The organism is Bacillus sp. AY2-1, from assembly GCF_008368965.1.
GTDB lineage: Bacteria > Bacillota > Bacilli > Bacillales > Bacillaceae_G > Bacillus_A > Bacillus_A thuringiensis_S.
Map to the genome: position 1 here is coordinate 1 of NZ_QPEL01000128.1, position 12,995 is coordinate 12,995.

The window sequence follows — 12,995 nt, forward strand, 5'->3', positions numbered from 1 at the left end:
AAATGAAAGAACTTGCAAAACAAAAAGGTGCGAACGCTATCGTTGGTATTGACGTAGATTACGAGGTTGTTCGTGATGGAATGTTAATGGTAGCTGTCAGTGGTACAGCTGTACGTATATAAGTAAATAAAAAACAGGCTCACCCCTTGAAGTTCATGCTTTGAGGGGGTTTTTTGTTTTTAAGTTGTAAAAGTAAAAAGAATGGGATTGTATTTCTTAGAAAAATAGAAGTGCCAGTAGCATAAATGGTATTTCGTACAAAAGAGCGAACTCGTTCAAATTATAGAACAGTTTTAAGGGCTAAATGAAAAAGAAACAGTAATACTACATATATGTAACGTAAGTGCGAATTTTATAATAAAATTGTTATTTGAGATAATGGAAGAATTAGTGGTATAAATAACTTTATAGATAATAATCAAAATAGAGAAGACAGAGTGTTCATAGATGGAATGGTTAAGGGGATTTTCCAATCTGTAATAAAAAACGGAGGTACCGAGAACGTTTTACAGATGTCTGTTACATAAAATTTATAATGGATTGGGGGCAATTTATATTATGTTTTGGTTAGGAGGCTTTTTAGGATACATTGTAGGTTCTATTACTACATGTGCGATACTTTACTTTGGGTATAGAGCCGAGAAAAACAAAAAAGCGAATATGCGAAAGAAAGAGGGGAGAAAAATCAATAAAAAAGGCGTATAGGATGTGGAAGAAAAATTGATAACATTGATGCAAAAATAAAGGACAGTTACATATTTTATATGATTACTATGTACTGTCCCGCTTATTCCTTTTGGATTAACAAAAATTGTTTCCTGTCTTGCTATAAATTTCATAGGCAAAAAAACCAAATAAATAGCCTATTCCGGATCCTAAACTAATGGAAAGCAGTGAGAAATCTGGGAAAAACATGCCGAAAACCAAACCGATTATACAGCCAAAAAGCATTCCTATAGGTATGAAACTATCTAATAACAGTTGAGCTTTTTGAGATTTTTTCTTACCTAATTTTCCTTCTTTATATTTCCGTTCCATTCTTTTTATTACAAATACTACAATTCCGCCGACTAGTATAACAGGCCAAATTGCCGAAATTAGCCACATGTTAGAAGCTCCTTTCACCTTTCAATATAATTGTACCAAAAAATTACAATTATAGACTGCTAAACGTACTATCTAGTCTATTTAAAAGGTAAATGCAAAAGACTTCTTCTTTTGCATTTAATAACTCGTCAAAAACACTTTCCGATACGATAAACTTAACTAAATCTATACAATTCAATCAAATTTACACGAGTTAGTGCTTCATCGTGTTCTCGCAGCCCCAAAGGGACGAGGGGTATAACACTCCACACGAGGCAGTATCGTCACCTCCTATTATCAAGCATTTATTTTACCCATCTTGATAAATTTATCGCAGCATTTACATCCCTATCGTGATAGCTATTGCATGAAGCACAACGCCATTCACGAATCTTTAAACTCCACTGTCCTTCTGGTTGAACTGAATGGTCGTATTTAACGCCGCAACATGAGCAAATCTTGCTTGAAGCGAACCATTTATCAGCTTTTACATACGCAATGCCGTACTTCTCGCACTTGTATGACAAACATTGAAAGAAGAAGTTTAATTTTTGAAATGAAAATGCTTTCGATAGTTTTTTGTTTTTTAACAGGTTTGAGATAGATAAGTCTTCCACAACAATCCTCATTGGTTTGGTTTTCACCAATCTAGCTGTTGCTTGATGGATATGGTTATTTCGGATATTCATAATTTTCCTAGATAACCGCAGGTGCTCAGCTTTCGCTTTTTCATATCCAGCAGATTGAATTTTCACACCTTTTTTAAATCTCCTAGACATATCTCTTTGCGCTGACTTTTTCCTTCTCAAAAGTTTTTTAACCTTGGCATCTTTGTTTATATTTCGTTCTTTCGTACCATTAGAAGCTACAAACAGCTCTTTTAAACCAACATCCACACCAATCGACTCATTGGTTAGTTCTTGTGATTCAAAGTCTTCTTGGAACCCCACACTAATCCACCAGTGACGACCATCAAATGTAACTCTTGGATTGGATGGTTTTTTATTCCTTGGTAGTTGTTGGCTTGTTTTCACTTCTCCAATAGACTGAATATGAACTACTTTCTTTCCTATAACCAGTCTTTCATAATTGGCATAAAATCCTTGGATTACATCTTTTTTGGATTTATAAGAAGTGTGATAACCATTTTTGTACTTTTTGAACGAATGTTTTCTCGCCGTATCAAAATCTTTTGAAGCCTGTTTGGGCACTTGTGCATTAATGTCTTTTAACCACTCATATCTCTTTTGCTTCTTGATCTTTGTAAATCGTTTCTGTAAAGCTAACTGTGAAACAGATTTTCCAAATAGCTTATAGTATCTATCACTCATTCTTTTACAATAGTTATAAGCGAATCTTGCAGCTCCAGCATGGTTTCTAAGCACTTTTTCTTGTTCAAGCGTTGGAATTAGTCTGACTTTCTTCGCCAATATCATCAGAATGTAACTCCTTTAATGAAAGATTTGTTCTTCTGAATCGTAGCGTGTTCCACCAGCATTCTCGTAAGACTACTCGGATGCAAACCTGTTAATTCTGATACTTGACTAACTCGTGAAAATTTCATTATTATTCTTACCTCATTGAACCCACGATAGCACATGCGTTCGATAGATTCGATGAGGTTTGATAGATTTGATTAAATTTATCTCGTTCAACTAAGGGCGCAATTCCTTAGCCAGTTCTCTTATGAACTTCTCATATTTTCACATGAGCGCAGACTATATGTTTATCTCTTTAGAGATAGAGGATTTTTCCACCACCATAGGCTTGTGATGTACTCTCGTCAGTTATACGAGATAGTCGTTGAACGTTCATCTTATCGCTTTTGACTTAGATGATTCGAGGCGGAAGACCCATTGTTCTAGTGTTTAGGATTTAACCTTGCACGATCTGATTGATTTTTTCTGCTTTCGCGACATTCACGCTCACTATTTCTAGCCACGTTGTAGTTCAATCAGCTTTAGGGATTGCCCGCAGTTAACCCTCACTACTAGCCAATCACTTGACTAGCAGGGCTTACTGATATATTTAATTAACTTTCGTTATAATTGGTTAAATAAATCGTAACAGTTAGTTACCCTTTCGTTTTCTCAGCGGACTGCACAACATCAACTGCTGTTTTCACATCCGCTAAGTCATATGTAGAATGTACTTTCATAAAACGTAATTGCTTATTTTCTACTAAACGAATTAAGTGACGAAACGTTTCTTGCCATTTATATGGTGACACTTCATTATTCCAATGTCGTAAATGAAATATGTTTGCGTGTACTTTTGCTTTCGTGACAATCTCGGCCCAGTTCACTTGTATTCCTGATAGAAGACCGATCGTTAAAAAATGCCCGTTTGGACGTAAGGAGAAAGCTAATTCATTTCCAGCCGGCCCCCCGATAGAATCAATCGCAGCATCTGCACCTCTGCCGTTTGTTAATTCCATAACTGTTTCATAAAGCGAAGCAGTGGAAGTATCAATTACATATGCAGCACCAAGGCGTAGTAATTCTTCTGTATGCTTATTATTTCTTGTAACGGCAATGAATTGGAAGTTTAAAATTTGTGATAACTGCGCAAATAGATGTCCAATAGCAGATCCACAAGCATTCACAAATAAAACGTCATTACGTTGTAAGTTTAACGTTTCTGTACAAGTAACCCACGCCGTAAGAGGGTTAATATACATTTGCGCCGCTGTAAAATCATCGATGGAATCAGGGATAGGGACTACAAAATCAGCTGACGTCTTCACATACTCCTGCCAAGTACCTTCTCCGCGTAACGGTAAAACACGTTTACCGATAAGGTCTCTCGTAACGCCCGCACCTACATCTTCTACAATACCAACACCTTCATAACCAGGTATGTTAGGTAAAGGAATTCTATGAGCGTACGCTCCCGTTATTGGAATTAAGTCAGATGGATTAATCGGTCTAACTAGCATACGAACGAAAACTTCATTATCTTTCAGTGGTTCTATATTTTTATATTCAACTTGTAATACGTCTTTTGGATTGCCAAACTTATGAAATTGAATGCATGTTCCAAGCAAAGTAATTTGCCCCCTTAGTTTGATTGGGTTTATTATAGCATTTTTGGTTTAGGTGGTTATTTTGTTAGTGATAAATAGGTTTTTTAATTTGCGTATTTATCAGAATTTTATAAAATGTGTATATAACTATAAAATGGGGGGATTTTTTCATGTGTACTAGTTTGACGTTACAAACAAAAAATTTCCAGCATCTTTTTGCGAGAACAATGGATTTCACATTAGATATGAATCAGGAAGTAATAATCATTCCTCGGCGTTATCAGTGGAAAAATATAACTGGTGAAACGATCCGAGCGAAAAAGGCTGTTGTCGGAATGGGAATTAATCATGAAGGAAGGGTCATTATGGCGGACGGAGTAAATGAAGCTGGTATGACATGTGCCACTCTCTATTTCCCGGGATTCGCTACTTATAGTAACAGCATAGATGACCATAAAACGAATTTAGCACCATTTGATTTTGTGGCTTGGAGCTTGACGCAGTTTAATTCTGTTGAAGAGTTAAAAAAATCTGTTGATAACATTTCCCTTATAGATGTACCATTACCAGTTTTAGGGATTACTCCGCCACTACATTGGATTTTAGCAGATAAATGGGGAGAGTGTATTGTACTTGAGCCGACAACTGATGGAATAAAAATGTATGACAATCCAATAGGAGTGATGACTAATAGCCCGGAGTTTAATTGGCATTTACAAAATTTAAGACAATATATTGGACTTAAATCGCAGCCATTTGCACCAACCGAGTGGGGAGACGTACCATTAAGTGCTTTTGGCCAAGGTTCCGGATCGATGGGACTTCCTGGAGATTTCACCCCGCCATCAAGATTCGTGCGGGCAGCATATGGCAAACAAAACATTCAAGGTATAGAGAACGAAGAAGAGGGGATATCGGCTATTTTTCATATCTTATCAAATTGTGAGGTTCCTAAGGGGGCAGTAATAACAGAAGACGGTATATTAGATAATACTATCTATACAAGTGCAATGTGTATGGAGTCTGGAACATATTATTACCATACTTACGATTGTAGACAAATTATAGCCATTCATTTATTCAATGAAAATTTAGATACAGCTGAGATTAAAACGTATCCGTTCCAGCGGAAGCAAAAAATCTTTTATGAAAACTGATAAAAACACCTCCATTGAATTTGCATACTTAGTATGCAAATTCGGGAGGTGTTTTTCTATTAAGCCGAAGCCTTCTTCATTCTCTCAAGTAAACTAGATAACACATGCGTACGATACGATTCTAGTTTTTTACCTTCATAAGTACGGATACCTAATTTTTTAAGTTCTTTTACATACCAACCTTTGCTTCCGAAATACATGTGATCGCTCCCCTTCAACTTTGTTTTTATTTGTTCTGATTGCATATGGAGGTACAGGTAATATAATGAAGGAAATGAATTTCGCGCGAAAATGGTTAACTTTGTTGCAAAAGACATATATACTAAAGATAGTATACAACGAGGTGGACAAGACGTGATTATAGAGAAGCACGAAATTCAAATTGACCAAATTACTAGCGGTAAAGTGAATATCTTTACTTTCTATAGAAATAGAAAGCAAATTGATGATCATTTTTTACGATTGCAAGAACCATCGCTTACAGCAAACTACTTCTTCCATTTTCATTTTGATGCAGAGAGCTTGCATCTACTGCAGGAAGAGTTTCCAGGCGTATATCCGTACGACGGTAGTGAAACGATTCACGACTGGACGGAAAAGATGAAAGCTGAATTGCAACATCAGATCCAAACAGGTAAATGGAATAAACGCGTACGTATTGGTAATCGCATTCTAGATGTGGTGTTTACGTGGTGTGACGAAGATATAGTAGAGTGAAAAAGAAGCGGATGACGCTTCTTTTTTTTAGCGCTGGAATAAAACGAGCTTACCTGCAGTAGATGTACAGCGATGTGTTTTTTCATACAATCCTTTTTCTTGTAAAATAGATTCACCTTTTGCTTTTGCTTCTTTTTCAGTTGCCGCCTCGAATGATTCGTCTAATGCTTTTGAACCATCTTTTTCAAAGACTGTTAGAACGTATACTCCCATGAAAATTCCCTCCAATAATTAAAATCAGAATCTTATAATTATTTTGACATAAAACGCTACAATATGCAAAGAAATATATGACATTGCGTGGTAAAATAGAATGAAACTTTAATCATCGAGAATATTTTCATTCTCGATGATGATTAGTTTTCAGCGATGTTAATTTTAATAAAATGAAACTTTTGAAAGATAGAAAGGATCGTTATTTGTGAAACAAGTAAAGTTTATACATGCGGCTGATTTGCATTTGGATAGTCCGTTTAAAGGAATGGAGATGAATGTTGCGCAGTCTGTTTGGGAGAGAATGAAGCAAAGTACGTTTGAATCATTTGAGCGTATTGTTGATAAAGCGATTCAAGAGCGCGTTGATTTCGTATTACTAGCTGGGGATTTGTATGATGCGGAGACGAGAAGTTTGAGGGCGCAAGTGTTTGTGCGTGAGCAAATGAAGAGACTTTCGCAGTACGATATCCCTGTTTTTATTATTCACGGTAACCATGATCATTTAGGAGGAAGCTGGGCAGCGATTGAGTTTCCGGAAAATGTTCATGTGTTTACGGAGCCTTACGTAGAAGAGAAATCATTTTATAAAAATGGTGAGCTATTAGCTTCTATTTATGGGTTTAGTTATTTGCAGCAAGCGGTAACGGATAATATGACAGCGCAGTATACGAAAATGAGTGATGCGCCTTTTCATATTGGCATGCTTCACGGAAGTGTGGAAGGAGATGCAGAGCATAATCGCTATGCACCGTTTCAAATTCGTGAATTGAAAGAAAAGCAGTTTGATTATTGGGCTCTTGGCCATATACATAAACGTGAAATTTTATCAGAAGAGCCGTATATTATTTATCCAGGTAACATACAAGGTCGTCATCGTAAGGAAACAGGCGAGAAGGGTGCGTACCTTATTGAACTTACGAAACAAGGAACGCACTGTTCATTTTTCCATACGGCAGATGTTGTATGGGATGAGATCGAGGTTTGTATTGATGGACTTGAAACTGTTGATGAACTTATGACGAGCATGTCAACTGCGATGAATGATTGCCGAAGAGAAGAGGAAGGGACGCTTTTAACTGTCGTATTCATAGGGCAGGGCCCACTTTCTCCTTATTTGCGTGACGAAAAGCGTGTGGAAGAGATTTTTCACATTTTAGCATCTGGGGAAGAGCGAAAAGATTTCGTATATGCAATGAAGTGGAAAAATGAGACGGTTTCTTTTGCGGAAATCGAGCGTTTGAAAGCAGAAAATCATTTCGTCGGTAGTGTGCTAAAGGAGCTAGAAGCTTTCACAAATATGGACGGCGTATTGCGCACCATTTGGACATCTCCTGTAGCACGTAATAGTATTGAATCTTTTACAGAAGAAGAGAAGAAAGAGATTCAAAAGGAAGCGGAAAATATTATTTTAGAGCAATTATTCCAGCAAGAGAGGGATAAAAAATGAGAATTGAAAAACTCCATATTTATGGGTACGGAAAATTAGAAAATGTGGAAATGGATCTTTCCTTACTGACGGTGTTATACGGTGAAAATGAAGCGGGGAAATCGACAATTCGCTCGTTTATGAAAAGTATTTTGTTCGGTTTTCCGACGAGAGGACAGCGCCGTTATGAGCCGAAAGAAGGTGGGAAGTATGGCGGAGCGATGACTGTACAAACAGAGAAGTACGGTCGTTTGAAAATTGAACGATTGCCAAAGACGGCATCTGGCGAGGTGACCGTTTATTTTGAAGACGGGAAAACGGGCGGCGAGGAAATTTTAAACGATATATTAAGCGGGATGAATGAAAGTTTATTTGAATCGATCTTTTCATTTGATATGCATGGTCTTCAAAATATTCATCAGCTCGGCGAAGCGGATATTGGCAATTATTTATTTTCGGCAAGTGCAGTCGGAAGCGATGCGCTATTACAGTTAGATAAAAAGCTAGAAAAAGAAATGGATCAACGCTTTAAACCGAGTGGGCGTAAACCGGAAATTAACGTGTCACTGCAAGAGATGAAGAAACTTGAAGAGAAGATGAAAGAGTGGCAAGGGAAAATTGGCACGTATGAAAAACAAGTCGAGCAATTAAAAGAAAGTGAAGAGAAACTTGCTTCTGTTCGTATGGAGAAAGAGAGTGCAGAAAAACGAAAGCAAGATTATGAAATATTAGCAGCGCTTGAGCCACTCGTTATTGAAAAGCGTGCGCATGAGAAAGTGTTAGAAAATGAGAGCGGGCAGTTTCCTGTAAACGGAATGGCGCGCTATGAAGCGATTAAGGCGAAGATGGAGCCGCTCCAATTACAAGTTGACTCGCTCCATAAAAAAATAGAGACGGTGCAATCGGAAATTGCCTCGATTCAAATAGATGAAGAGTTTTTACAAAAAGAAAGTTATGTAGAAGAACTTCGTATGCAGCATTTGTCTTACGAAAATGCACGCCAAGAAATGCGTGATATGACAGGAAGTATTGCGAATATAAAAGAAGAAATTGCAGAACTAGAACAACAAATTGGTGCTACTTTTGAAAAGGAAGCGGTTCTTGCGTTTGACATGAGTTTGGCAACGAAAGAATTAATTACGCAAACCGTACAAAAAGCGCGTGAATTAGAAACGCAAAAAGCACAGCTTGATAATCGTTTTAAAGTAGCGCAAGAGCAATTAGAAGAACAAGAAGAAAATATAAGACAGATTCAGAAACAAATGTTAGTTGATGAAGAGCGAGATACGTTAGTTGAGAAAGAGAAATCGTTCCAAGACGCGGTGTTTATCGGTATGGGTGCAGAGAGAATGAAGCGTAAGTATGAGGAAAAAGCAGGAGCGGCTATGCAAAAGAAAAAGAAGTGGCAAAGAGTTTGTCTTCTGTTACTTCTTATTAACACGCTTGTTTTATTCACGAGTTTATTTATTGATAACCGCCCGCTCTTATTTATTAGTGTTATTGTTTTTGTAGGGATTGTTCTTGCCCTTGTTTTATATAAAGATCCGTCAAGTGGATTACAAGAAGAGCTTCTTACTCTTCAGCAAAGTGCTGGCGGGAGACAAAGTGAAGAAGCGCTGTCTGTGCGCTATCAGTTAGAAAAAGATGAAGAGATTCGGAAGCTATTTGAGCGTGAGTCTTATAAATTACAGCAAATGGAGCGAGCTTATGATAAAGTCGTTTCATCGTATGAGGAATGGGAGAGAGAAACGTTCCAAGCGGGAGAACAAGTAGATGCATATAAAACGCGCTATATGTTCCCAGAATTTTATACGTATGCACACATATTGCCAGCGTTTGAGCGTATTGAAAAAATGCAGCAATTATATCGTGCATTAGATAAGCAAGGCACGCGAAAATCTTCATTATATGAAATAATTGCGCATTTTGAACAGAAACTAGAAACTGTTATCGGTAGTGCGGAGTATAGTAAGCTACACGGGGCACAAAGTCGTATGCAAAATGAGAAAGAGAAGCGCCAAACTTGTAAGCAGTTAAAAGAAAAACTGGCGGAATGGCAAGAAGAATATGAGTTTATGCAAGAACAATTAAAGCAATTACTAGTAGAACGAGACAGTTTATGGCATATTGCAGAGGCTGCAGATGAAGAGATGTTTTTAGAAGCAGGTAAACTAGCGGAAAAACGTGAAGATGCAGAGAAACAAGTGGGGCGTTTATTACCGCAAATTGATTTGTTGGAACAGCGTTTAACGAGCTTATCATTAGCTGAACATTACGAAGCTGACGGTTATGAAGAGAAATTAAAGAGAGAAATTACAGTCGTGCAAAACTGTCTGGCGCAAGAGAAAGAACTGACAGAGCGCATTGCGAAACATCGTATGGAAATTGCGAATTTAGAAGAAGGTAGTACGTACGGCGATTTAATGCATGAGTGGGAAATGAAAAAAGCGCAAGTGCGTGAACAAGTGAAGAAGTGGGCTGCTTATGCGGCCGCAAAGACAGTATTAACGAAAACGAAGCAATATTATCATGAAGTGCATCTGCCTCGTATTTTACAAAAATCAGAAGAGTATTTCGTCTATTTAACAGGCGGACGATATAGTAAAATCTTTTCACCGTCAGAGGCGGAACCGTTCATTGTTGAGCGTAACGACGGTATGCGTTTTTACAGTCATGAACTAAGCCAAGCGACAGCGGAGCAGTTATATTTATCGCTGAGATTTGCACTTGCGAAAACATTTGAACATGATTATCCATTTATTATTGATGATAGTTTCGTGCACTTTGATGCGGTAAGGACGGATCGAACGATTGAACTAATAAAGGAAATTGCAAAAGATAGACAAGTAATCTTCTTTACATGTCATGCGCATTTACTCGCGTATTTTACAGAAAAACAGATTGTAAAATTAACACATAAGCGTAAAGAAAATGAGTTGTGATATGCTATACTAAAAGTAACTGATTTGGTGGAGGAATTCGAATGAAAAAGAAAATTGCAGAATATGAAGTTGGTGAACAAGTCGATGTTTTCTTGTTAATTAAAACAGCGACAAAAGGTCTAGCAAGTAATGGAAAGCCATTTTTAACAGTAATCTTACAAGATCCAAGTGGAGATATTGAAGCGAAGCTATGGGACGTATCACCAGAAGTTGAGAAACAATATGTAGCAGAAACAATCGTTAAAGTAGCTGGTGATATTTTAAACTACAAAGGACGTATTCAATTACGTGTGAAACAAATCCGTGTTGCGAATGAAAATGAAGTAACAGATATCTCGGATTTCGTAGAAAAAGCACCAGTGAAAAAAGAAGATATGGTTGAGAAAATTACGCAATACATATTTGAAATGAGAAACCCGAACATTCAGCGTCTAACAAGACATTTATTAAATAAGCATCAAAATGAATTTTTAGAATATCCAGCAGCGACAAAGAATCATCATGAGTTCGTATCTGGACTAGCTTATCACGTTGTATCAATGCTAGATTTAGCGAAAGCTATTTCAAATCTATACCCATCATTAGATAAAGACTTACTATATGCAGGCGTTATTTTACATGACCTTGGTAAAGTAATTGAACTATCTGGTCCAATTTCTACAACGTATACGTTAGAAGGAAATTTACTAGGCCACATTTCTATCATGGTGAACGAAATTGGTAAAGCAGCAGATGAGCTGAACATCGATGCAGAAGAAGTATTAATTCTTCAACACATCGTCCTTTCTCACCACGGAAAAGCAGAATGGGGTAGCCCAAAACCACCATTAGTAAAAGAAGCAGAAATTCTGCACTACATCGACAACTTAGATGCAAAAATGAACATGATGGACCGCGCATTAGGACGCACAAAACCAGGCGAATACACAGAGCGTGTCTTCGCACTTGATAATCGTTCGTTCTATAAACCGACGTTCCATAATTAAAAGTGTGAATAAAGTGGCCTCATTAAGTTCTAAAAGCTTAGTGAGGCTGTTTTCTTTATTAAAAATTAAATGAAATAGTTAAGAAGTACGCATGGGGTTAACGAAGAACGATTAAAACATATCTCACCACTAGAATGGGAGCATATCAACTTTAATATGGCAGATACTTAGAATCGCTTCAGCCTGTATAACAGGCCTAAAAATAAGAGTTGAAACTTGTTTAGCATCTATTTTTGTTAAAAGGTGGGAGAATTGTGCTATGATGTGAGCAAATATAAAACTATCTAAAGGAGGGATTCACATGCCGCATGTTGTGTTTCGTGGAATTACTACTGAACAATTAAAACACATAAGCAAGCCATTAGTAGAAGAGCTCGCAGAGATTTGTGAGTGTGGTACGGATAATTTTACGTTGGAACTACCAAGTTCTACGTTTGTATTCAATGGAGAAGAAATAGAAGCGTTTCCTCTTATTGAAGTGAAATGGTTCGAGCGTGGACAGGAAATTCGTGATCGATTTGCCAAGGCCATTACTACATATGTAATGGATTTTGGACTTCCAGAAGTAGAGGTTGTATTTACGGTTTTCACAGAATCAGCGTATTATATTAACGGGAAGCATTGTGCAAGTTAGAGCTATTATAAATGTTTTTGTAACATTTATCCCGCATTAACGGGCAGTAAGACCCCCACCTCAAAATTCAGCGGAAGCAAAGAAGTTAGGTGGGGGATCAACTGTCCGTAAAAGCCCGATTGGTTCAACTAATAATCAGTGGGGGATGAACAAAACCCCCACTGATTAAAGTTTCACTTTATAAGGGATAGAACCACATCGCTATCAAGCTAACTAGACAAAATACCCTCTAAAAAGAAAAAGGCGTTATTCTTTCTGAGAAATCATAGGAAAGGATAACGCCTTTATATCAATTTTAATATAATCGATTCACTTCTTTATAAAAAGTTTGGTTATTTTATTGAAGCTTATTCCACAAACACACCCGTTTGTTCATTTTTTACTGTTTGAAAGCCATACTTTTTATATTGATTCATTTATTGGAAAAACCGAAAGTTTTAAACTCTCTCTATTACATATTTATTTTTGGAAAAATAGCCTGACTCCAAATACTAATAATACTGTGCCAGTAATACCCTCTATTGTACGGTTCACCTTTTCTTTTCTTAAAAAAGTTCTTAATTGACGTATTAGAGAGATATAAAGTAAATACCATATTGCTGTCAAAGTCGTAAATGTGAATCCCAACAAAAGAAATTGGAAGAAATGACTTTGATTACTCACAATAAATTGGGGTAGAAAACTAAGGAAAAATACAGCCGTTTTTGGGTTTAAGATTGCCGTGGTAAATCCTTGTCTAAAACTTTTAACCGTTCCAATATCCTTAGAGTTTATTTCCACTGAACTTGACATATCTTCTTTTTTAG

At 37.0% G+C, this 12,995-nt stretch carries 15 protein-coding genes; 8 read left to right on the plus strand and 7 right to left on the minus strand.

The window, feature by feature from the left end; genetic code table 11:
* Window positions 1-122: heavy metal-binding domain-containing protein (locus DN403_RS24270; protein WP_048519234.1), on the plus strand; the 122-nt coding region annotated here is incomplete at its 5' end.
* A gap of 436 nt (window positions 123-558) precedes the next feature.
* Entirely contained in the window at window positions 559-705 is a 147-nt protein-coding gene (locus DN403_RS31330) for a hypothetical protein (protein ID WP_000498641.1), read from the plus strand.
* Window positions 706-801: 96 nt separating this feature from the next.
* Here DN403_RS31330 and DN403_RS24275 read toward each other — a convergent pair whose 3' ends face one another.
* The 4 genes from DN403_RS24275 to DN403_RS24285 form a co-directional block, all read right to left on the minus strand.
* The gene (locus DN403_RS24275; RefSeq protein WP_000266263.1) at window positions 802-1,107 is read right to left on the minus strand and encodes a hypothetical protein; all 306 of its coding nucleotides are present in this window, start codon (window positions 1,105-1,107) and stop codon (window positions 802-804) included.
* A gap of 284 nt (window positions 1,108-1,391) precedes the next feature.
* Window positions 1,392-2,522, minus strand: a complete 1,131-nt coding sequence (locus DN403_RS24280) for an RNA-guided endonuclease InsQ/TnpB family protein (protein ID WP_149185830.1) — start codon at window positions 2,520-2,522, stop codon at window positions 1,392-1,394.
* Window positions 2,522-2,650 carry a hypothetical protein gene (locus DN403_RS31915; RefSeq protein WP_000672787.1) on the minus strand — a complete coding sequence of 43 codons (129 nt, stop codon included), beginning with the start codon at window positions 2,648-2,650 and terminating at the stop codon, window positions 2,522-2,524. Before DN403_RS31915 ends, DN403_RS24280 begins: the two co-directional genes overlap by 1 nt.
* Before the next feature lie 510 nt (window positions 2,651-3,160).
* The gene (locus DN403_RS24285; protein ID WP_149185831.1) at window positions 3,161-4,132 is read right to left on the minus strand and encodes a zinc-dependent alcohol dehydrogenase family protein; all 972 of its coding nucleotides are present in this window, start codon (window positions 4,130-4,132) and stop codon (window positions 3,161-3,163) included.
* 149 nt (window positions 4,133-4,281) lie between these two features.
* On the opposite strand from DN403_RS24285, the gene DN403_RS24290 reads away from it, so the two are divergent.
* Window positions 4,282-5,268, plus strand: coding sequence for a choloylglycine hydrolase family protein (locus DN403_RS24290; RefSeq protein ID WP_000337587.1), 987 nt, complete (start codon window positions 4,282-4,284; stop codon window positions 5,266-5,268).
* A gap of 59 nt (window positions 5,269-5,327) precedes the next feature.
* Here the strand turns inward: DN403_RS24290 and DN403_RS24295 are convergent, their stop codons facing one another.
* A complete protein-coding gene (locus DN403_RS24295; RefSeq protein ID WP_000273536.1) occupies window positions 5,328-5,468 on the minus strand; it encodes a YflJ family protein in 141 nt (46 codons plus the stop codon).
* Between the two features lie 154 nt (window positions 5,469-5,622).
* On the opposite strand from DN403_RS24295, the gene DN403_RS24300 reads away from it, so the two are divergent.
* The gene (locus tag DN403_RS24300) at window positions 5,623-5,985 is read left to right on the plus strand and encodes a hypothetical protein (protein ID WP_000582776.1); all 363 of its coding nucleotides are present in this window, start codon (window positions 5,623-5,625) and stop codon (window positions 5,983-5,985) included.
* Between the two features lie 27 nt (window positions 5,986-6,012).
* Here DN403_RS24300 and DN403_RS24305 read toward each other — a convergent pair whose 3' ends face one another.
* The gene (locus tag DN403_RS24305) at window positions 6,013-6,198 is read right to left on the minus strand and encodes a YhzD family protein (protein WP_000539552.1); all 186 of its coding nucleotides are present in this window, start codon (window positions 6,196-6,198) and stop codon (window positions 6,013-6,015) included.
* Between the two features lie 208 nt (window positions 6,199-6,406).
* Here DN403_RS24305 and DN403_RS24310 point away from each other — a divergent pair, with 208 nt between their 5' ends.
* The 4 genes from DN403_RS24310 to DN403_RS24325 all read left to right on the plus strand — a co-directional run bounded on the left by DN403_RS24310 (window position 6,407) and on the right by DN403_RS24325 (window position 12,189).
* Window positions 6,407-7,648: a metallophosphoesterase family protein gene (locus DN403_RS24310; RefSeq protein WP_000815700.1), complete on the plus strand. Its 1,242-nt coding sequence runs from the start codon at window positions 6,407-6,409 to the stop codon at window positions 7,646-7,648.
* Window positions 7,645-10,569 (plus strand): ATP-binding protein, encoded by a 2,925-nt coding sequence (locus DN403_RS24315; RefSeq protein ID WP_149185832.1) that lies wholly within the window; start codon window positions 7,645-7,647, stop codon window positions 10,567-10,569. Before DN403_RS24310 ends, DN403_RS24315 begins: the two co-directional genes overlap by 4 nt.
* Window positions 10,570-10,610: 41 nt before the next feature.
* Complete coding sequence (gene yhaM / locus DN403_RS24320; protein WP_000726650.1) at window positions 10,611-11,555, plus strand: 3'-5' exoribonuclease YhaM; 945 nt, start codon at window positions 10,611-10,613, stop codon at window positions 11,553-11,555.
* A gap of 301 nt (window positions 11,556-11,856) precedes the next feature.
* Window positions 11,857-12,189 (plus strand): DUF1904 family protein, encoded by a 333-nt coding sequence (locus DN403_RS24325; protein ID WP_001120954.1) that lies wholly within the window; start codon window positions 11,857-11,859, stop codon window positions 12,187-12,189.
* A 459-nt stretch (window positions 12,190-12,648) separates the two neighbouring features.
* Here the strand turns inward: DN403_RS24325 and DN403_RS24330 are convergent.
* Window positions 12,649-12,995: LysE family translocator (locus DN403_RS24330; protein WP_149185833.1), on the minus strand; the 347-nt coding region annotated here is incomplete at its 5' end.

Bases quoted from the DNA above. Each gene is read 5' to 3' on its own strand.
- DN403_RS31330 (WP_000498641.1), top strand. From the start codon at position 559: ATGTTTTGGTTAGGAGGCTTTTTAGGATACATTGTAGGTTCTATTACT.
- DN403_RS24275 (WP_000266263.1), bottom strand. From the start codon at position 1,107: ATGTGGCTAATTTCGGCAATTTGGCCTGTTATACTAGTCGGCGGAATT.
- DN403_RS24280 (WP_149185830.1), bottom strand. From the start codon at position 2,522: ATGATATTGGCGAAGAAAGTCAGACTAATTCCAACGCTTGAACAAGAA.
- DN403_RS31915 (WP_000672787.1), bottom strand. From the start codon at position 2,650: ATGAAATTTTCACGAGTTAGTCAAGTATCAGAATTAACAGGTTTGCAT.
- DN403_RS24290 (WP_000337587.1), top strand. From the start codon at position 4,282: ATGTGTACTAGTTTGACGTTACAAACAAAAAATTTCCAGCATCTTTTT.
- DN403_RS24295 (WP_000273536.1), bottom strand. From the start codon at position 5,468: ATGTATTTCGGAAGCAAAGGTTGGTATGTAAAAGAACTTAAAAAATTA.
- DN403_RS24305 (WP_000539552.1), bottom strand. From the start codon at position 6,198: ATGGGAGTATACGTTCTAACAGTCTTTGAAAAAGATGGTTCAAAAGCA.
- DN403_RS24315 (WP_149185832.1), top strand. From the start codon at position 7,645: ATGAGAATTGAAAAACTCCATATTTATGGGTACGGAAAATTAGAAAAT.
- yhaM (WP_000726650.1), top strand. From the start codon at position 10,611: ATGAAAAAGAAAATTGCAGAATATGAAGTTGGTGAACAAGTCGATGTT.
- DN403_RS24325 (WP_001120954.1), top strand. From the start codon at position 11,857: ATGCCGCATGTTGTGTTTCGTGGAATTACTACTGAACAATTAAAACAC.